Source organism: Acinetobacter sp. IK23, from assembly GCF_035615275.1.
GTDB lineage: Bacteria > Pseudomonadota > Gammaproteobacteria > Pseudomonadales > Moraxellaceae > Acinetobacter > Acinetobacter seifertii.
The window spans coordinates 25551-45702 of record NZ_JANBNX010000001.1 but is presented as its reverse complement, the minus strand read 5'-3'; the positions used below and the strand labels follow the sequence as shown (position 1 = coordinate 45702).

21 protein-coding genes are annotated in these 20152 nt (G+C 37.9%); 9 read left to right on the top strand and 12 right to left on the bottom strand.

Features of this window, described 5'->3' with window-relative positions:
* Window positions 1–22 precede the first annotated feature (22 nt).
* From MSG95_RS00270 to MSG95_RS00255, 4 genes are all read left to right on the top strand, one after another.
* Window positions 23–2269: a bifunctional prephenate dehydrogenase/3-phosphoshikimate 1-carboxyvinyltransferase gene (locus tag MSG95_RS00270; protein ID WP_025469094.1), complete on the top strand. Its 2247-nt coding sequence runs from the start codon at window positions 23–25 to the stop codon at window positions 2267–2269.
* Between the two features lie 127 nt (window positions 2270–2396).
* Entirely contained in the window at window positions 2397–2780 is a 384-nt protein-coding gene (locus tag MSG95_RS00265) for a hypothetical protein (protein WP_004700537.1), read from the top strand.
* Between the two features lie 233 nt (window positions 2781–3013).
* Window positions 3014–4444, top strand: a complete 1431-nt coding sequence (locus tag MSG95_RS00260) for a formylglycine-generating enzyme family protein (protein WP_004700539.1) — start codon at window positions 3014–3016, stop codon at window positions 4442–4444.
* A 151-nt stretch (window positions 4445–4595) separates the two neighbouring features.
* On the top strand, window positions 4596–6056 hold the full coding sequence (locus MSG95_RS00255; protein WP_004700541.1) for an aminoacyl-histidine dipeptidase: 1461 nt from the start codon (window positions 4596–4598) through the stop codon (window positions 6054–6056).
* A gap of 35 nt (window positions 6057–6091) precedes the next feature.
* Here the strand turns inward: MSG95_RS00255 and rtcA are convergent, their stop codons facing one another.
* From rtcA to MSG95_RS00230, 5 genes are all read right to left on the bottom strand, one after another.
* Window positions 6092–7138: an RNA 3'-terminal phosphate cyclase gene (gene rtcA / locus MSG95_RS00250; protein WP_004700542.1), complete on the bottom strand. Its 1047-nt coding sequence runs from the start codon at window positions 7136–7138 to the stop codon at window positions 6092–6094.
* A 259-nt stretch (window positions 7139–7397) separates the two neighbouring features.
* Window positions 7398–7856 (bottom strand): DIP1984 family protein, encoded by a 459-nt coding sequence (locus MSG95_RS00245; protein ID WP_004700545.1) that lies wholly within the window; start codon window positions 7854–7856, stop codon window positions 7398–7400.
* Between the two features lie 20 nt (window positions 7857–7876).
* Window positions 7877–8377, bottom strand: a complete 501-nt coding sequence (locus MSG95_RS00240; RefSeq protein ID WP_004700548.1) for a hypothetical protein — start codon at window positions 8375–8377, stop codon at window positions 7877–7879.
* Between the two features lie 4 nt (window positions 8378–8381).
* The gene (locus MSG95_RS00235) at window positions 8382–9650 is read right to left on the bottom strand and encodes an RtcB family protein (protein ID WP_004700550.1); all 1269 of its coding nucleotides are present in this window, start codon (window positions 9648–9650) and stop codon (window positions 8382–8384) included.
* 255 nt (window positions 9651–9905) lie between these two features.
* Window positions 9906–10880 carry a ribonuclease Z gene (locus tag MSG95_RS00230; RefSeq protein ID WP_004700552.1) on the bottom strand — a complete coding sequence of 325 codons (975 nt, stop codon included), beginning with the start codon at window positions 10878–10880 and terminating at the stop codon, window positions 9906–9908.
* A 67-nt stretch (window positions 10881–10947) separates the two neighbouring features.
* Here MSG95_RS00230 and rtcR point away from each other — a divergent pair, with 67 nt between their 5' ends.
* Window positions 10948–12546 carry an RNA repair transcriptional activator RtcR gene (gene rtcR, locus MSG95_RS00225; protein ID WP_004700553.1) on the top strand — a complete coding sequence of 533 codons (1599 nt, stop codon included), beginning with the start codon at window positions 10948–10950 and terminating at the stop codon, window positions 12544–12546.
* 59 nt (window positions 12547–12605) lie between these two features.
* On the opposite strand, the gene MSG95_RS00220 is transcribed toward rtcR, so the two are convergent.
* A complete protein-coding gene (locus MSG95_RS00220) occupies window positions 12606–13238 on the bottom strand; it encodes an alpha/beta hydrolase (RefSeq protein WP_025469095.1) in 633 nt (210 codons plus the stop codon).
* Between the two features lie 125 nt (window positions 13239–13363).
* On the opposite strand from MSG95_RS00220, the gene yaaA reads away from it, so the two are divergent.
* A complete protein-coding gene (gene yaaA, locus MSG95_RS00215) occupies window positions 13364–14143 on the top strand; it encodes a peroxide stress protein YaaA (protein WP_004700559.1) in 780 nt (259 codons plus the stop codon).
* A gap of 198 nt (window positions 14144–14341) precedes the next feature.
* Here yaaA and MSG95_RS00210 read toward each other — a convergent pair whose 3' ends face one another.
* From MSG95_RS00210 to MSG95_RS00190, 5 genes are all read right to left on the bottom strand, one after another.
* Window positions 14342–15127 (bottom strand): thiazole synthase, encoded by a 786-nt coding sequence (locus MSG95_RS00210; protein WP_001154366.1) that lies wholly within the window; start codon window positions 15125–15127, stop codon window positions 14342–14344.
* A 13-nt stretch (window positions 15128–15140) separates the two neighbouring features.
* Complete coding sequence (gene thiS, locus MSG95_RS00205; RefSeq protein WP_004700562.1) at window positions 15141–15338, bottom strand: sulfur carrier protein ThiS; 198 nt, start codon at window positions 15336–15338, stop codon at window positions 15141–15143.
* Window positions 15339–15351: 13 nt separating this feature from the next.
* On the bottom strand, window positions 15352–15717 hold the full coding sequence (locus MSG95_RS00200; protein WP_004700563.1) for a DUF423 domain-containing protein: 366 nt from the start codon (window positions 15715–15717) through the stop codon (window positions 15352–15354).
* A gap of 111 nt (window positions 15718–15828) precedes the next feature.
* Window positions 15829–16695, bottom strand: coding sequence for an RNA polymerase sigma factor RpoH (gene rpoH, locus MSG95_RS00195; RefSeq protein ID WP_002049311.1), 867 nt, complete (start codon window positions 16693–16695; stop codon window positions 15829–15831).
* A gap of 133 nt (window positions 16696–16828) precedes the next feature.
* On the bottom strand, window positions 16829–17074 hold the full coding sequence (locus tag MSG95_RS00190) for a sulfurtransferase TusA family protein (RefSeq protein WP_004700566.1): 246 nt from the start codon (window positions 17072–17074) through the stop codon (window positions 16829–16831).
* A gap of 375 nt (window positions 17075–17449) precedes the next feature.
* Here MSG95_RS00190 and MSG95_RS00185 point away from each other — a divergent pair, with 375 nt between their 5' ends.
* Both MSG95_RS00185 and rhlB read left to right on the top strand, forming a co-directional pair.
* On the top strand, window positions 17450–17662 hold the full coding sequence (locus MSG95_RS00185) for a cold-shock protein (protein WP_000126912.1): 213 nt from the start codon (window positions 17450–17452) through the stop codon (window positions 17660–17662).
* A 109-nt stretch (window positions 17663–17771) separates the two neighbouring features.
* Window positions 17772–18923, top strand: a complete 1152-nt coding sequence (gene rhlB / locus MSG95_RS00180) for an ATP-dependent RNA helicase RhlB (protein ID WP_004700570.1) — start codon at window positions 17772–17774, stop codon at window positions 18921–18923.
* A gap of 39 nt (window positions 18924–18962) precedes the next feature.
* Here rhlB and MSG95_RS00175 read toward each other — a convergent pair whose 3' ends face one another.
* Entirely contained in the window at window positions 18963–19343 is a 381-nt protein-coding gene (locus MSG95_RS00175; protein ID WP_019457108.1) for a hypothetical protein, read from the bottom strand.
* A gap of 203 nt (window positions 19344–19546) precedes the next feature.
* Between MSG95_RS00175 and MSG95_RS00170 the strand changes: the two genes are divergently transcribed.
* Window positions 19547–20122: a nitroreductase family protein gene (locus MSG95_RS00170; RefSeq protein WP_077166190.1), complete on the top strand. Its 576-nt coding sequence runs from the start codon at window positions 19547–19549 to the stop codon at window positions 20120–20122.
* Window positions 20123–20152 lie beyond the last annotated feature (30 nt).

Sequence of the window (20152 nt, the reverse complement as noted above, 5' to 3'; positions counted from 1 at the left end):
GAGCAAAAGCAAAGTTGAAGTTATGTCACAACCCCTATTTAAAAAAGTTGCATTTATTGGTTTAGGACTCATCGGGTCGAGTTTGGCGCGTGTTATTTTTGCAGAAAAATTGGCGACAACAGTTGTTGCATCTACACGCTCACAGAAAACTTTAGAAGATGCAAAATCACTTGGCTTAATACAAGAAGGATTTTCCGATCCTGTAGAAGCTGTGAAAGGGGCCGATTTAGTTGTTTTAGCCTTGCCAGTACGTGCTACACAAAAAGTGCTCGAGCAAATTAAACCGTATTTGTCAGAAACTACGATTGTAACTGACGTGGGTAGTACAAAAGGTAATGTTGTAGATGCAGCAAAAGCTGTATTTGGTGAAGACTTACCTGTAGGTTTTGTGCCGGGACATCCTATTGCTGGTAGTGAGCACACAGGTGTTCATGCAGGTAAGGTTGATCTATTTGCAAATCATAAAGTGATTTTAACGCCGTTGCCAACAAGTGCAGAATGGGCTGTTGATAAACTGATTCAACTATGGTCGGCTGCTAAAGCTGAAGTAATTTGTATGGATGTTGCCAAGCACGATGAGGTTTTGGCACATACGAGTCATTTACCGCACTTAATGGCATTTAATTTGGTTGAGCAACTTGCAAACCGTGAAGATAATCTTGATATTTTCCGCTATGCAGCAGGTGGTTTTCGTGACTTTTCAAGGATTGCGGCTAGTGATCCTCAAATGTGGCATGACATTTTCTTTGCCAATAAAACAGCGATATTAAATGCTGTTGATGGCTTCGAAAAGCAACTTACAGTACTTAGACAATTGATTGAAAGCGAAGACTCTCATGCATTAATGGGTTTACTCGGTCATGCTCAGGCAGCACGTCAGCATTTCAATCATATGTTAGCCAAAAAACCTTTAATGGAGAAAAATAAGGTGACACAGCAATTCAGTATCTTACCGGGAAATAAGGCTTTTAAAGGTAAATTTACCGTACCGGGTGACAAATCTGTGTCACATCGCTCCATTATGTTTGGTGCTATTGCCGAAGGCACTACTCATGTAACTGGCTTCCTCGAAGGTGAAGATGCTTTGGCAACTTTGCAAGCTTTCCGTGATATGGGTGTAAGCATTGAAGGCCCTAAAAATGGTGAAGTGACCATTCATGGCGTAGGTATGCATGGTTTAAAAGTGCCAGCAAGTGCATTGTATATGGGTAACTCTGGTACAAGCATGCGTTTGCTTTCAGGTATGTTATCAGCGCAAAAGTTTGATTCAGTGATGACAGGTGATGCATCACTTTCTAAGCGTCCAATGGAGCGTATTGCTAAGCCATTACGTTTAATGGGTGCGCAAATTCAGACTACAGGTGAGAAAGGTACACCACCTGTAAGTATTACAGGTAGCCAGCACTTAAAAGGTATTCAATACGATTTACCTATGGCATCTGCTCAGGTGAAATCAGGTATTTTACTTGCTGGTTTGTGGGCAGAAGGCGAAACTTCGGTAACTGAACCAGAACCAACTCGTGACCACACAGAGCGCATGCTTCGTGCATTTGGTTATGAAGTTAAAACTGAAGGCAACAAGATTTCACTTGTGGGTGGCGGAAAATTAGTAGGTACTGATATTCAAGTTCCATCTGATATTTCATCTGCTGCTTTCTTTATGGTGGGGGCTGCAATTACTGAAGGTTCTGATGTTGTTTTGGAAGCTGTAGGTATTAACCCAACACGTACTGGTGTAATTGAAATTTTAAAACAGATGGGTGCAGATCTGACTGTTGAAAATGAACGTATTGCTGGTGGCGAACCTATTGCTGATATTCATATTAAAGGCTCACGCACGCTTAAAGGCATTCATATGCCTGAAGACCAAGTACCTTTAGCAATCGATGAATTCCCAGCTTTATTTATTGCAGCGGCTTGTGCCGAAGGCCAAACAGTATTAACTGGTGCGGCAGAACTTCGCGTGAAAGAATCTGATCGCATTCAGGTGATGGCAGATGGCTTAAAAATCATGGGTATTGACTGTACGCCAACTGAAGATGGCATCATTATCGAAGGTAAAGGCAAATCTGGCGATTGGTCACCAATCTTCGCTGGCGGTGAAATTGAATCACACCACGACCACCGTATTGCTATGAGTTTTAGTATGGCAGGTCTTCGTAATTCTGGTCCGATTACAATTCATGGTACTGAAACCGTTGCTACAAGTTTCCCAACTTTCACTGAGTTGGCGAATCGTGCAGGTTTAACAATAGAAGTTAGCCAATAACTTTTTACCTAACACATTTTATAATTGCTAACACAATAGCAACGGCAGCAGCGAGCTAAAAGCTTGGCTGCTGTTTGTTTATTGCTTATGCTAAGTGCAGATAATGATAATAGTGTTAGGACAAAGGATGAAAAAATTACAATTTATTGCCAGTTGCCCACAACATGGGGTGCTTGATCATCCACCAAATGAATGCCATATCACTCAAGAATATGTAGCGGCTTTATTATTTAAACAATTGGGGCATTATGGTTTCGATGCACAGCATATTGTGCATGAACATGAAAAGGTAGAAGTGAGTATTGATAATCATCTTTTACCTTTGTCTATTACTTGTCAAAAAACAGACCATGATGGACACCTGATGTGTGAAATTTCTGCCAATCCAGATGAAGAACAAGACTGGTTTGAGAAAATTGAAACACAAAGCATTATTCGCCAGCTTGCACAGGCCGTTGAAAATAGTTTGAAAGCCGATCAGAGTTTTTCCCAATTTGTTTGGAAGTCTTGATCAATTAAATATATTTTATGAAGTAAGGGTGAACATATTTGTTCACCCTTTTTATTTATTAATATTGATAAGAATTAATTATTTTTGTAGTGACATTATTTAATAAAAATTAACAAATGAAAAAATAATATTGTTTGAATTTTGAACTAATTTTCTATTAATTTAAAAATGCTTTTTAACAAAGAACTACTCAATTTCCTCTTCTTATTTATATTATTTTACAGAGAATTAACATGAACATAATTTCCAGTAACTATTCAAAAGGCTTTGGTATATTGATTATCTCCTTATTATCAGCGTGTAATAGTGATGATAATGATACGACCATAAACTCAACAAACCAGAAGTTGCTAGAAGGAACAATTACTTCTTTAGAGAATCTTAAGCAAAATCTAGTATGGCAAGAAAATCAGTGTGATAGTGTCTATTCTAAAGTGATCAGTGAGGCAGCAATTGCTCAAAAATCAGCGGCAGAACTAAGAGCCAATATCGCTAGTTCAAATAATTTAGGAGTTTTTCTTGATAATCAAATTATTCCGAAACTAGCTCAGCTTACCGATGAGTCGACTGTATTAAGAGCGAGGTGTAATGCTCCAGACTATGATGGAACAGGCGTAAGTATTGAACGACCTGCCATGCTAAGGGAAATGTTAAGTGAATGGCAAGGAACAATTAATTTATTAATTCGTCAAATCAATAACCCGCCAAATATGAATCCTGAAATTAAATTAGCCTCATTAACCAACACCAATATTAATCAATCAACTCTAGCAAAGTCTAAATTCAAAGATTGTTCAGATAGTTTTTGTCCGGAAATGACGGTTATTCCAGCTGGCAGCTTTTTAATGGGTGGAAATATAAATGAGCAAGAGCAACAAAATGTACCGGCTCAATCTCGACCATACGAATTACCTCAACATTTAGTACAAGTCGAAAAACCATTTGCAATGTCAACTTATGAAACAACAATTGCTGAGTTTCAGGCTTTCCAAAAGGAAACTGGATGGGAAGTCGAGGGGTGTCGTAATTGGGAAACACGCAATGGTGTTTTCAATATGTGGTATCGAGATGATTTAAATCCGAATAATTCGGGTATGAATCAAACATCTCAGGATCCTGTTGTATGTGTACGCCGTGAAGATGGAAGAGAATTTGCGAAATGGTTATCTAAAAAAACAGGTCAGACCTACCGTTTACCAACAGAAGTTGAGTGGGAATATGCGGCGCGTGCTGGAACGACAACAGCGTATTATTGGGGAGATGATCTTAATCTTGATCAAGCTTGTAAATATGCAAATGTGTTAGATCCAACTACAGCCGCGGCAATACCCCAAACCAGTGGTTGGAGTCTATTTAATTGTACGGATGGTTATGCATTTACGTCACCAGTCGGGAAGTTTTTACCAAACAATTTTGGTTTATATGATATGAGTGCCAACGCACGAGAATGGGTGGATGACTGCTGGCATTCAAATTATGAAAATGCTCCTAGTGTGAATCGTCGCTGGGGTGAAGAAAATAATGGACAGTGTAATTTCCCAGTTTTGCGTGGAGGGGCATGGATATATAACACTTATAATGTGCGAACTGCTTATCGTAATGCATATGTAACTTCACAAGCTCGTTCAATTATGTGGGGATTCCGTTTGGTTCGCGAAATTTAGCTTTGATTTTTATACCTAATATATTCTACATTTAAAGTCATTTTTTTAATTTATCAGCGTCGATTTTAATAAAAAGCTAAAACTGCGCTGATAAATTCTTATCTTTCAATAAACCTACGTTTATTAAGAATATTTGTGAGAGTATAAATATATGGTGCCATTTGATTTTTCGAACTTATCTCCTCAAGTTGTTTGGCAGCATTTTCAAACACTTTGCACTATTCCACGTCCCTCAAAGCACGAACAGCAGCTTCGTGAGTTTTTAAAAAACTGGGCTGAAAGTCGAAATTTAGAAACTTACGTAGATGAAGTTGGTAATTTAATTATCCGTAAGAATGCGACTGCGGGTAAAGAACATGTGTCTGGCGTTATTCTTCAAGGCCACTTAGATATGGTCACACAAGCCAACACTGGCACAGTACACGATTTCCTTAAAGACCCAATTCGTCCAATCCTTGAAGATGGCTGGTTAATTGCTAAAGATACTACTTTAGGTGCCGATAATGGCATTGGTGTAGCCTTAGCTTTAGCTGTATTAGATTCAAATGATATTGCTCATGGGCCAATTGAAGTTCTCTTAACAGTCGATGAAGAAGCAGGCATGAGTGGTGCACGGCTTTTACAGGCAGGTGTACTAAAAGGAAAATGGTTATTTAATATTGATACGGAAGAATGGGGCGAGTTATATCTCGGATGTGCTGGCAGTATTGATGTTGAAGTAGAACAATCACTCACGTATGAACCAATTTCTGAAAATTTGACGGTTGTAAATATTCAGGTAGCTGGTCTTAAAGGTGGTCACTCTGGCGTAGATATTCATTTAGGACGTGGCAATGCTAACGTTATTTTGGCTCGCTTTTTAAATCAATATTTAGGCTCACTTGGTGGGCATCTTGTTGAGTTTACAGGTGGTACGGCCCGTAATGCTTTACCGAGAGAAGCTGTAGCGACTATTGCAATTTCATCTAACCAATTGCCTAAATTAGAAAAATTACTCGATGAATATCAAACAGCATGGAAAAAACAGCTACAAGGTATTGATGACAATCTGCAATTAATTATTCAGCCTACTAGCGTTGAAGTGACCGAAGTGATTGCTCAACAACAGCAAAACGAGTGGTTACAAGCTTTAGCAACAAGTCCTTATGGCGTTGCAAGTATGAGTCAAGCTTTACCAGACGTAGTTGAAACTTCAAATAATATTGGAGTGGTGAGACTAAATAGAGAAGGCGGAAAAGCTGTTTTAATGGTTCGCTCAATGGTGAACCAAGAAGCTCAAGATTTTGCAGAAAAAATTCAGGCGCATTTTCGTCAATTTTATATCGCCTCTATACTCACACCATTAGTTTCAGGTTGGACACCAAATCCTGACTCGGCTGCTTTAAAGTGCTTACAGCAGGCCTATCAAAAGGCATTTAACATTGAGCCAAATCTTAAAGTGATTCATGCAGGCTTGGAGTGTGGAATTATTGCCGAGCATTATCCACATTTACAGATGGTTTCGTTTGGCCCGGATATTCAAGGTGCGCATGCGCCGGGTGAGCGAGTAAAAGTAGAGACCGTAGATAAATGTTGGAAGTTATTGGTAACCGCTTTGGCATCTGTAGAGTAATTTTTTAAGAAATAAGAAGCTCAGTTATGAGCTTCTTAAACTTTAACCTTTACGTGAAAATGATCTGGACTTAACTCGATAAATTCGATTTCACAATCAATAAATTTTTCAATCATGTCTGCTTGAGTACGAGTGTGCTCGCTAATACATTGTGCGGTGAATTCACCACCTTGACCTAAAGCTAAAGGTAGAAGCAATTGATCTGCCAAATATTCATCTACAACAGCCTGCGAAGATAAATATAGCTTTACATCTTTTGCTAAATGATCAGCTATTTGCTCTGCACTTTTGCTCTTCTCACCTAAGGCTGTAAATAGTTGGCTGTGATATTGATAAGTAACTTTCACATATACTGTATTGCCTTGGCTAATTCCATTTAAATGAAATTGCTGCTGAGAGCTTAAGTTTAGCTTTTTACTTAATGTGGTTAATTCGCGTTGTGCAATTTGTGCTTCTTCTGAAAGATTTAATACTGCTGCAAAAGCCTCATTGCTTTGTAAAACACCACGATCTAATAAATTTAGCTTGTTTCGATTTTGCCATGGCTGAATGGTAACTTGAATTTCACCCGCACCAATTGGAAAGAAGCCAGCTTTATTTAATTTAAAATCTACGTTAATTCCAATCTTCGCTAGAGCAGGTAAAAAGCAATGTTCAATAAAATCTGCTGTTGGTGCAAGTGGATTATGTGTACCGCCTGAAATGGTGAGTTCGCTAGCTTCATTTTGTAATAACAAAACAGGTAGAAGCGTTTGTAAAACCAGTGTTGTACTACCGGCTGAACCAATTTGAAATTGATATTTACCACTTCGAACATGCTGAGGTGCGAAATATAAACGCTGGCTATGTAATTCAGCGCCTTCCACATAAGCTTGGCTAATTTGTTGAGATGCCTGTACACAAACTAAATGTTGACGCATTAGCCCAGGTTTTTTACGTCCTGCACGTATATTAATTAATTCAAACGGTTGGCTTGTAATCATTGAAAGCGCAAGGGCAGTTCTTAAAATCTGTCCACCACCTTCACCTTGTGAACCATCAATTTGAATGGCTTTTGGCATATTTGCCAAAACTGTATTCACTTCTATTTTCCTTATTTTCTAATTTAATGAACATACTGTCAGTACATGGTAATGCGAAGTAACGCGTGACTTTGCTTTTGACAAAGGTTTGCTAGGTGCATAGTGCTGAGCCTGATAAGTGAATATCGATGCACGGCTCACATGCTGCCATAGCCGCCTGAATTATTTTCAATCCCTCAGATCGGAGTAATGTAGGATCTTGTACTCGCCCAGTATGTCCAAACTTTGATTGTGAAAATGATTTCACAAAATTCATTGTTTAATCGATTAGATCAATTTGCCAATTAGCAGCCTGAATTTTTACGTTTAAGTCTCGTAGTTTCGCACTAATATCATCCGCCTGCTTTTGTAAGTTAGAAACAGGAATGACTTTCTTCCACTTAATTTCACGTGAGCTATAACGATCAGGTTCTCGATGTGTATTGGCAATTGCATCGATTAAAATCTTATGCTGTTCAGCATAATTATCGCGCAAGCTTAATAGAGACAATAATACTCTGCCATCTTCCAGTTTTGCTTGTGCATTGGTCAAATGAATACGACAAATCAATTGATTGCTTTCCTGAGTTAAAGCAAATATCTGTTTGATCAGTTCATTTGGATCTTCACTAGGTTCATCACCGTCTTGTACCAATACATTGGCATTAATTCGTTGTTTTAACGAAGCAAGCTTTTTTTGTTGATCGCTTCGAAGTAAAAGTGCTTCTGCGAGTTTCATTTTATTTACCCGTATCAGTTTTAAGTGTTGGCTTCAAAAGTAACCAGAATTTCTGCATCTTTACCTTGGAGGTAAAGATGCTGCCAATGTTGGAGATACTTCGGAAGGTATTTATTTGGTGGTCTTATATAGCCCTGTTGGGAATCTTTTAATTCTCCGATTAGACCTTCAATATATGATTTTAAATAAACTGCAATTACCGTGAATTGCTTATCACTTAACGTGGAAAATAGATTTTTACGAAAAAAGTAATCTATTGTTTCAGTGGGTGTTCCTATACTTTTCATTTGAAATTGCCAGTCTACAAATTGTGGATCATCACACATTTTCTTCATGCTTCTCCAAATGGATTTAGAAGTAAAGAATTGCTTGAAGTTCTCATAAATTGGCATATTTTCATTGAAATTTAATAGTTCTATATAACAGTCAAATTGTGGTTGAAATGCTGGATCTAAAGCATTTGCTGTTATACATATCCCTTCTAAAATGTGATTGAATTTTTCTATATCTATATTTTGCATAGCATTAACCCTTCACACACACCACTTGTCTTAATGTATAAACCACTTCAACCAAATCGCTTTGGGCTTTCATTACATCTTCAATTGGTTTATATGCCGATGGAATTTCATCAATAACTGCTGCATCTTTACGGCATTCCACACCTTCAGTTTGTGCAATCTGATCTTCTACGGTAAAACGTCGTTTTGCTTCAGTACGGCTCATAACACGGCCAGCACCATGAGAACATGAACAGAAAGATTCCTGATTTCCAAGTCCACGTACAATAAACGACTTCGCACCCATTGAACCTGGAATAATTCCGTATTCACCTAGACGCGCACGGACTGCACCTTTACGAGTGACCATTACTTCTTCACCGTAATGTTCTTCCTTTTCCACATAGTTATGGTGACAGTTCACTGCTTCCAAACGTGCCTGAAAAGGCTTTGGTACAATCGTAGCCAAGGCTTTAATCGCAGATTGCATCATGATTTCTCGGTTCTTCATCGCAAAGCGTTGAGCCCAACCTACAGCAAACCAGTAATCATCAAAGTGTTCAGTTCCTTCTACTAGGTATGCTAAATCTTTATTTGGCAAATTAATGAAATGCTTCTGCATGTCTTTACGGGCAAGTTCGATAAAATGATTACCGATAGCATTTCCTACACCACGAGAACCTGAGTGCAACATAATCCAAACATGATCATGCTCATCTAAACAGATTTCGACAAAGTGGTTTCCAGTACCTAAAGTCCCCAAATGTTTGCGGTTATTGGTGTTTTTCAAGCGTGGATGTTTTGCACAAATGTATTCAAAATCTGCAACCAGATCGATCCAAGCTTGATCTACCATTTCTGGTGGAGTTTCCCATGAACCACGATCACGTCCGCGCTTAGTCATTCCATGGGGAATTAATCGCTCAAGTTCAGTACGTAGAGCATGTAAGTTATCTGGTAAATCTGAAGCAGTTAAGCTTGTACGGGTTGCCATCATTCCACAACCAATATCTACACCCACAGCAGCAGGAATAATTGCCCCTTTGCTTGGAATCACGCTACCAATAGTTGCTCCTAAACCGAAGTGTACATCTGGCATTACAGCCATCCATTTATAAATAAAAGGCATTTGTGCTGTTTGTAATAATTGTTGTTTTGAGTTGTCATCAACAAGCACGCCTTTAGTCCACATTTTGACTGGCATACTTTTTTCATTTTGCAGAACTTCATAAGAACGTTGTTGCTGCTTTTGTTCAAACTGAGCTTGTTGGTTAATTTCTTCAATGACAGACATTTTCTTTTCCTTTCAAAGCCTGCCTGCCAAGCGTTTGCAGGCAGGTGTTATTCACAATATCCGAATGATGTTGTGTGCTTTGTACTATTGCACTGAGTGTGCCAACTTTTAAAAATATACTTAATTAAAAATATAAGTTATTGAAAATAATATATAAAAACAATTGTTATTTCTGCGCAACTAATTTCTGTTGGAAATTTTAATATTTAAAAGATATCTAAAAGTATATTTAAATATCTTTTTGGATATATGTATTTAATGTGTCTTCCCGTTTTTATCGACTTTTAAAAGCTGTCCAGCTTCATTTAAAGTAAATTCATCAAAATCATTTGCTAAATAAAAATGACCTTTATAAAACTGGCGAACTTCTTCAGTAATAGCTTGTTGCCCAGCTTTATCCTGATGTCGGGGGCTAAAATGCGTTAGAATTAAATTGCTTAAAGATTGCTCTTCTGCAAATTCAGCCACCATTTTTGCTGAGCTATGCATTGGACCTTTGCCGACTTTATCTAAAACCGTTTGTAAGTATGTGGACTCATGAATAAGGAGTTGAGCATCTTTGCAAGCGTCAGCTAATAGTTCTGGTTGGTCATTATCACCACCTATAATTGCATGAACTTGTTGATTTTGAATTTTGATAAAGTCTTGAGCTTTTAATGTTTGTCCTTCAAATTCAATATTGTAGCCTCGTTTCAAATGGCCCCACATATCGCCTTGAGGTACGCCAAGTTGAGTTAGAGCTTGGGTATCTAACTTCTTATGAATAGATTTGATATAAATGCTAAAAGCAAAACTTGGAACACGATGGCTTAGAGGGTGTGCTTGAACAATGAATTCGTCAGTGATTTGTTGTGGCTGCGTTGCTTCATTCACATCAATAAATTGAAGGGAATAGGGTAAATGTAAATCTGTAAGTTCGGCAGTGATTTCAAACCATTGCTGAATTTCTTTCGGTGCAATCACGATTAAGGGTTTGCTACGGGCATTCATGCCTGCACTTGCTAATAAACCAACTAGACCATAACAATGGTCGCCGTGAACATGTGTAATACAAATGGCAACTAGGTTTTGTAGTGAAAGTTTAGCTTGTTGAATACGGTGCTGTGTCCCTTCGCCAGCATCAATTAAAATCCAGTCCTTATTTTTGCTGTTACGAACTGCTAATCCTGAAACATTACGCGTCAGGGTCGGTACACCTGAAGATGTGCCTAAAAAAGTAAAATGAAGCATATTCTTGGAATTTTTTGGTCAAATGCGTATTGTATATTATAGACACTTATAAAATTTTATAGAAATTATGGCGGATACAAAGAAAACAGTTGTTATTGGCTTTGTCGGTTCTACACTTGATCAGGGGAGAAGGCCAGATCGCTGGCAGCGTTGGCGTCCTACACTTAGCCTGTTAATGCATGAAGATTTGCTTGTAGATGAATTGGTACTTTTACATGATCGACAACATCATAATTTAGTTAAATCTATAGCAGCAGATGCTAAAGAAATCTCTCCACAAACTGAGGTTTCTGGACATAAGGTAAGTATTAAAGATCCTTGGGATTTTGCTGAAGTTTATGGTGCACTCTATGACTTTGTAAAAACCTATCCGTTTGATGTCGAAAAAAATAACTATTTACTGCATATCACGACAGGAACGCATGTTGCTCAAATTTGTTGGTACTTATTGGTAGATGCACATTATTTGCCAGCTCAACTCATTCAAAGTTCACCTAATCAACACAAGACATCAGAAGGTGAATATAGAATTATTGATCTGGACTTATCTCGATACGATGTTTTAAAACAACGCTTCGATGATGAGCAAAAGCAAAATTGGCAACAACTTAAAGCCAATATTTCTACTCATAATAAAGCGTTTAATCAGCTTATTGAGGAGGTTGAATTAGTTGCAACCCGCTCTAGTGCACCTATTTTAATTATGGGGGCAACAGGGGTTGGTAAGTCTCATTTGGCAAAACAAATTTTTCAGTTAAAGAAAGATAAATTTCAATTAAGCGGCCGTTTTATTGATGTTAACTGTGCAACCTTGCGTGGTGATAGTGCCATGTCGACCTTATTTGGTCATATAAAAGGTGCATTTACAGGCGCAGCTGCATCTCGTGCTGGTTTATTAAAAAGTGCTGACCAAGGCATTTTATTTTTAGATGAAATTGGTGAATTGGGACTTGATGAACAAGCTATGCTGCTAAAAGCGCTAGAAGACAAAAGCTTTTTTCCTGTTGGAAGTGATAAGGAAATTCAGGCCGATTTTCAGCTAATAGCGGGTACTAACCGTGATTTGCGTAATGAAGTTCAAGCTGGCCGATTTCGTGAAGATTTATGGGCTCGTTTGAATACGTGGACATTCTTTTTACCTAATTTAAAAGATCGTGTAGAGGATATTGCACCCAATATTGATTTTGAGTTACAGCGTTTTGCTGCAATTCATCAAAGACAATTACGTTTTCAACGTGAGGCATTAGAAACATATTTAAAGTTTGCTAAATCGGCAGATGCATCATGGCAAGGAAATTTTAGAGATTTAGCAGCGAGCGTAACTCGTTTAGCAACTTTATCTCAAGGTGAGTTAATTCGTCGTGAAGCTGTAGAAAAAGAAATTGAGCGCCTAAGGCAACTTTGGCTTATTCAGGGTGAATCTTACAATGGTAAAAATACAGATATTTTGTTGAACTATTTGAGTCCTGAGCAGCTAGAACAAATAGATGAATTTGATCAGATTCAATTACGAGGTGTGCTCAAAGTCTGTGAAAATTCAAAATCAATGGCAGAGGCGGGAAGACAACTCTTTTCAGTATCTCGCCAACAACGTAATACAACAAATGATAGCGACCGAGTAAAAAAATATTTGGCACGTTTTGGGTTAAGTTGGAATAATTTTTAGCAGTTACTGTGCTTATGAAATGATGGACATAGACTCAATCTATGCCCATCAAATACACTTTATTTCATGATAATAAAGCGTGTAATGATTTGACGAAGCTGTTTTAAATAACCTGTAAAGAAGTGGTTAGCGCCTGGTAAAATCGTAATTGGATGCTTCTGTGGTTTTGCCCATGCAATTGCATCTGAAAGTAAGGTAATGTCATCTTGCTCACCATGAATGAGTAGAATATCACCTTGAATTTCTGGAGTTTTATAGTGACGTAAGCCCACTACAGTCGCTGTTGGCAAGCCACACAAAATTAACTGTACTGGTTGTAATTCTGGGCTAAGCTGCGCATGGCATTTTGCCAAAACGTGTGAACCGAAGCTAAAACCGCCTGCATAGAACGGCAAGCCTTCATGAAGCTTACGAACATGCTCAATCACAGCTAAAATATCTTCGGTTTCACCATGACCTTCATCATGAATGCCTTCACTACCACCTAAACCACGGAAACTTGGGCGGTAAACAATACAACCATATTCATTAAAGATTTGGGTTAAAAGAGCAGGGACTTTATGTTGAGGAGTTCCACCTTGCAATGGATGCGGATGGCAAACGACCGCAAAGCCTTTGATTTCACCTTCAGGGCGGTCTACAAAAAGTTCAATTTTACCAACTGGACCCTGAATGAAAATTTGCTCAGACATATAAGAATCGATAAATAACAATACGTATTCCTATTTTACCGATAGTCGTCATTGAAAACACGAGTTAGCATTAAAAAATATCTACTGTTATAGTTGGTATTAAGAATAATTTTTTCAGGTTGTCTATGCTTGCTTTAATTTCTCCTGCAAAAACTTTAGATTATGAAACAGCGTTACCTACAGATGAGTTTACTCAGCCGCGCTTATTAGAAAACTCAGCACAATTAATTGATGTTTGCCGTAAACTTTCCGCTTCGGAAATTGCGACTTTAATGAGTGTTAGTGAAAAAATTGCCACACTCAATGCAGATCGTTTTAGAGATTGGAATCCCGAATTTAATTTCTCAAATGCTCGCCAAGCAATCTATGCATTTAAAGGTGATGTTTACACTGGTTTAGATGCTTATCATTTAAAAGACAAAGATATTGATTTTGCACAGCAGCATTTGCGTATGCTCTCTGGTCTATATGGTTTATTGCGTCCTTTAGATTTAATGATGCCTTATCGTTTAGAGATGGGCACTAAATTAAAAAATACGCGTGGCCATAATTTGTATGAATTTTGGGGTGATATTATCACTAACCAGATTAATGAAGACTTGGTCGCAATTAAATCTGAATTATTAGTAAATCTAGCTTCGGATGAATATTACAAGTCTGTGAATGAAAAGAAAATTAAGGCTGATATTGTGAAGCCTGTTTTCCTTGACCAGAAAAATGGCAAATATAAAGTCATTAGTTTCTATGCGAAAAAAGCACGCGGTTTAATGGCTCGTTTTATTATTGAAAACCGATTAAATAAAGCTGAAGACATCAAAGCGTTTAATACAGAGGGTTACTACTTTGATGCTGATAACTCATCTGCAAAAGAGTTGGTATTTAAACGTGATGAGCAAGTGGCTTAGCCTTACTCAAATTAAACTCTAGCAAGATGTAACTATCGTGAGGTGGCATGGATGCCACCGTTTCGCTGTATTACATGGATGTAATATCAGCGAAACAAAAGATTTTTGTTACTTTTCATCTTTGAAAAGTAAAATGCCCATACAAGTTGCACTGAAATTACAACGGCAATTAAAGGCTATGTTCTTGCAAGAAATAAATTATTTAAAGAAATAACCTGTTTCTGGTGAGCTTGCATTTGCCATGCGTTTACGTGGCATACGACCAGCTAAAAATGCTTCACGTCCTGCTTCAACAGCTTTTTTCATTGCAGAAGCCATCAAAATAGGATTTTGGGCAGCTGCAATTGCAGTATTCATGAGTACGCCGTCACAACCAAGTTCCATCGCAATAGCGGCGTCACTTGCTGTACCAACGCCTGCATCGACTAAGACAGGTACTTTTGCATTTTCTTTAATAATTGAAATAGTGTGAGGATTTAAAATACCTAAACCTGAACCAATCAGACTGCCTAATGGCATAATCGCAACACAGCCCATACTTTCAAGTTCTTGAGCAATGATTGGGTCATCAGACGTATAGACCATAATTTCAAAACCGTCATCAATCAAAGTTCGAGCGGCTTTTAAAGTCTCGGTTACATTTGGATATAAGGTTTTTTCATCACCTAAAACTTCGAGTTTTACCAAGTTGTGACCGTCTAGAAGTTCACGCGCTAACATACATGTGCGTACTGCGCTATCAGCATCAAAACAACCTGCGGTATTTGGCAAAATTGTATATTTTTCTGGTGGAATGACTGAAAGTAAATTCGGTTGATCTGGATTTTGTCCAATATTCACACGACGAATTGCGACAGTTACAATTTCTGCACCACTGGCTTGAATAGCTAAATCCGTTTCATTTAAGTCTTTATATTTGCCAGTTCCTACCAATAAACGAGATTGAAAAGAACGTGAACCAATAATGAGAGGGGTGTCTTGCATGGATAACTCCGACTTAGCCGCCGCCAACAGCGTGAATAATTTCGATACGGTCATGTTGAGCAATCGTAATTTGCTCTAATTTGCTTTTAGAAACGATTTGCTGATTGTGTTCAACAGCAAAACGTTTTCCTTCAAGTGCCAGTTCCTGAATGAGTTGCAACAGGTTTTGGCTAGGCGTGTCCGTTAATTCGCCATTTAAATAAATTTGCATGATCACATTCCGATTATTTAGCGTATTTGAAAGCATTCCAAGCCAAGATCAGCCATCCAGCAATCACTAAGGCTCCACCGATTGGTGTAATTGCGCCTAATATTCGTGGTAAACCTAGTGCCATGATATAAAGCGAACCACAGAAAAATAGAATACCAATTTGAATAAGCAAGAAAGATAACTTGATTGGAAAGAGAGGAAGAACCTTACTTAAAATACCAAGTGCTAGTAGGCCTAAAGCATGATAAAAAAAGTAATCGGTTGCAGTCTGCCACCAAGCAAGTTGCTCAGGACCCGCGTGAGCTTTAAGACCATGTGCTCCAAAAGCACCCAACATGACTGCAAAAGCAAGATTAAGGGCTGAAATGGCAATCCACATAACAAAAAACGCTACTGAATAATGAAAGGCAACGTTACCATAGAATAGGTTGGCTAAACATAGCCAGATAAAACAAAAGGGCTTATCGCCCTTTTATTTTTTTCATTTAATTTAGCTTGCTGACATTGCGACTTTAATTTTTTCCATCGCATTTTTTTCAAGCTGACGAATACGTTCCGCAGAAACATTATATTCAGCAGCAAGCTCGTGTAGGGTAGATTTATCATCATCTAACCAACGACGCTGCAAAATATTACGCGAACGATCATCTAACTGATCCATGGCGTCATGTAAAGCAGATGTGCTTTGCTCTTCCCAGTCTTCATTTTCAACTAAACGAGCAGGGTCGTAGCGGTTATCTTCAAGATACAACGCAGGCGCTGTGTGTGGTGTGTCATCGTCGTCATCGCCTTGTGCCTCAAAGGCAGCATCATAAGCGGTTAAACGACCTTCCATTTCCAGAACTTGTTCTGGAGTTACATTTAAGTCATTAGCAATCGATTGAGCTTCTTCGAGCGTTAATTTTTTACTCGATTTTTTTAGGCTACGTAAATTGAAAAATAATTTACGTTGAGCTTTTGTCGTTGCAATTTTGACAATACGCCAGTTGCGAATAACGTATTCGTGAATTTCTGCCTTAATCCAGTGGACGGCAAAAGAGACAAGACGTACGCCCATATTTGGGTCGAAACGTTTTACGGCTTTCATTAAGCCTAAGTTACCTTCTTGAATAAGGTCGCCTTGTGGTAGGCCATAACCTGCATAGCTGCGCGCAATATGAACGACAAAACGTAAATGCGACATTACCAGCATTTTTGCGGCATCAAGATCTTGGTCATAATAATAACGTTCAGCAAGTTCTTTTTCTTGCTCGGCCGTTAAAATAGGAATCTGATTGACAGTACTGATATATGCACCAAGGTTTACACCGGGCGCAGACAATGACAGGGGCATCAATTGATTGCTGCTGTCACTCATGAGTTCTCCTTATAGGATAGGATGGATTAACCAATAAATTCATCTTAATTTGAATTGTCTTCATAATTAAGGAAAATTGGGTAGAAAAATGTAAAATTTTATGCAGTTTCTAATCTTTTATTTTATCAAAGAATCATTGAGTTTCAATTAAATAGTGAAACTCTCTTTCCGAAATCTGCATGGTTTGACACATAAAATGATGTAAATTGCAGTAACGGGTTACATCAATTTCACTATGTGGGTCAGATGACTTTAATAAAAACAGTTGCTTTCCAGATAGTTTTTTAAGCTCACGTTTTAACATTAATAAAGGCATTGGACATGGTTGACCAAGCGCATTAATTTCAATGGGGGTAATAGCAGAAGAGGTAGTGCTCATTCATCATAAAAACAACTAAAAAAAATATTCTAACAAATTTTCTTATGAACTCTAGCTGTTTTATAAAATTATGAGGTCACGGATTCTTATAAAAATTCTAGTCATAAGGTGTTTAAAAAAAGAGCTAAAAAATAGGGGAAATATTTGAAAAAAATTCTATTAATTGTCATAAACCCGTGTTAAGCTCGAACCGTTTTAGGGATTACCACACAGTTAAATTGTTTTAATAACCTATAACAAATGGATGTAACCGGAAATTGTTGATAGTTTTACAGAATGATTACAAGCTTTAAGATTATAAAAATTTTAAATCCTTGTTTACTCTGCTGTTTGCAACACCGGAAGGTCCTTTTTTCATCATCTGAGGATTGACTTATGACAGCTCGTGAACAAGGCGTAGTAAAGTGGTTTAATGACACTAAAGGCTTTGGTTTTATTCAACGTAACGGCGGCGACGATGTATTCGTTCACTTCCGTGCAATCGTAGGTGACGGTCACCGTTCTCTACGTGACGGTCAACGCGTAGAGTTTAGCGTTGTACAAGGTCAAAAAGGTTTTCAAGCTGAAAACGTTCAGCCTTTAGACTAAGACTAAATTCATCTTTTGATGAATCATGGACGCTCCAATTTTTGAATTGGAGCGTTTTTGTTTATAATGATCTTCTCATTCGAGAGATTGTTTGTTAGAGCACGTATTTATGACATCTGGTTTTGAAACCTTGAATTTACATCCGCAACTTAAAAAGGCGATTGATGCTTTAGGGTTTACTCAAATGACCCCAATTCAGCAAAAGGTTTTAAAATATACATTAGCCGGGCATGATGCAATTGGGCGAGCACAAACAGGAACAGGTAAGACCGCTGCCTTTCTGATTAGTGTAATCAATGATTTACTCAATAATCCAATTAAAGAGCAACGTTTCCGTGGCGAGCCTCGTGCTTTAATCTTGGCGCCTACTCGTGAGTTGGCATTACAAATTGAAAGTGATGCTAAATTTCTCACAAAATTCTCTAATTTACATGTCGTGACCCTATTGGGTGGTGTCGATTTTGATAAGCAGAAGAAGCAACTTGATGCTAATTTTGTTGATATCATTGTTGCTACACCTGGCCGTTTAATTGATTTCGTAGAACAAAAAGAAGTCTGGCTCGATCAAATTGAATTTTTAGTGATTGATGAAGCTGACCGTTTATTAGATATGGGCTTTATTCCTTCGGTAAAACGTATTGTTCGTTATTCACCGCGTAAGGAACAACGACAAACCCTCATGTTTTCAGCGACATTTAGCTACGACGTCTTAAATTTGGCAAGACAGTGGTTATTTGAACCTGTAACAGTTGAAATTGAACCTGAACAAAAGACCAATAATGATGTCGAACAACGTGTTTATGTTGTAGCTAAACAAGATAAATATCGTCTTTTACAAGATATTTTGCGCGAAGAACCGATTGATAAGGTCATGATCTTTGCAAATCGCCGTGATCAAGTGCGCCGCCTATATGACCATTTGAAAAAAGATGGATATAAAGTGGGAATGCTCTCGGGTGAAATTGCTCAAGACAAACGTATGAAAATGTTAGAGCAGTTTAAGCAAGGTAAACACAACATCATGATTGCAACCGATGTTGCTGGTCGTGGTATTCATGTAGATGGCGTATCGCATGTAATCAACTTTACTTTGCCTGAACAGTCTGATGATTATGTACACCGTATTGGCCGTACCGGTCGTGCAGGGGCACAAGGTGTAAGTATTAGTTTCTTGTCTGAAGATGATGCTTTCTATTTACCAGAAATTGAAAAAGCAATTGGTAAAAAACTACCGCTCACTCGATTGGATGGGTATTGCTAATAAAAAAATCCCAATCAGTTGATTGGGATTTTTTTTCACTTAATTAATTTTACAGTAAAAAGTAAGAGTGGTTTGGTAATCATCATCTTTTGCTAAAGACGCATTTTTACCGGTTAAACTACCAATGACGCCTGCTGCGGCTTCTACCATTTGACCAGTTTTTTCACTGACTACATCTTTTAATACACCGTGATAAGTGGTTTTTTCATCAACAATAACTGGGGTTGTGCTCTTAGAGCAGGTTTTTTGTGCGGCAGTCACTGCATTGTTTTTTGCAATTAAATTAGTTTTACCAATACCAGTTACTTCAAACTGATTATTTTCTTTTTGAATTGCTAAAGTGTTTTTAGGAGTAGTTGCACAAGCACCTAGTAATAAAATAACGCTACTCATTGCACTCGCTAAAATTATTTTTTTCATGATTCACCTAAGTTAACCGCCAAAAGATAGGGTTATTTGAACATAAGTTTTCTAATTGATTTTGAAGACGTTGTATGAGTTTTGAAGTTTTGTATTAAAAAATGTCAAACTATGAGTTCGCTAAGTTTATAAGCTAGATTCCATGGTGGATTAACGGTAGATTATGTTAATCTATTTCGAATTTTTGAGTTAGATCAATATTAATGACGGATTCAGCAATACAAATAATTCACCAAAATATTCATCAGCGTCAGTCTATTGGCCAATTAATTGAACCCGCTCCAAACTCAGATCAATTAGAGTTGGCTTTTCAGGCTGCTTTAACAGCTCCAGATCATCATAGACTTAAGCCAACACGTTTTGTAATTGTTTCTGGCGAACAACGTGGAGCTTTTGGTGAGGTTCTAGCAAAAGCTTTGGCAGATTTAGGTGAAACTGATCCTGCTCAACTTGAACGCGTTAAGCAACATCCTTTTCGTGCTCCGCTACTTATTTTAGCGCTTACTCAGTTGCAAGATCATCCCAAAGTGCCACATTTTGAGCAAATCTTAAGTACAGGTGCGGCAGTACAAAATCTTTTGTTATCTTTGCAAGCTCAAGGGTTTTCAACCATGTGGCGTAGTGGTGCTGTTGTCGAATCAAATTGGTTAAAACAGCATTTAGGTTTGCAACCCCATGATTTAATATCAGGTATTATTTACGTTGGCACAGCAGCTAAAGCAATTGCAGCACGTGCAGATATTGAAAGTAAAGAATTCGTAAAAGTTTGGCAGGCTTAAACGTCTGTAAAAGTAAGAAATAGGATAATA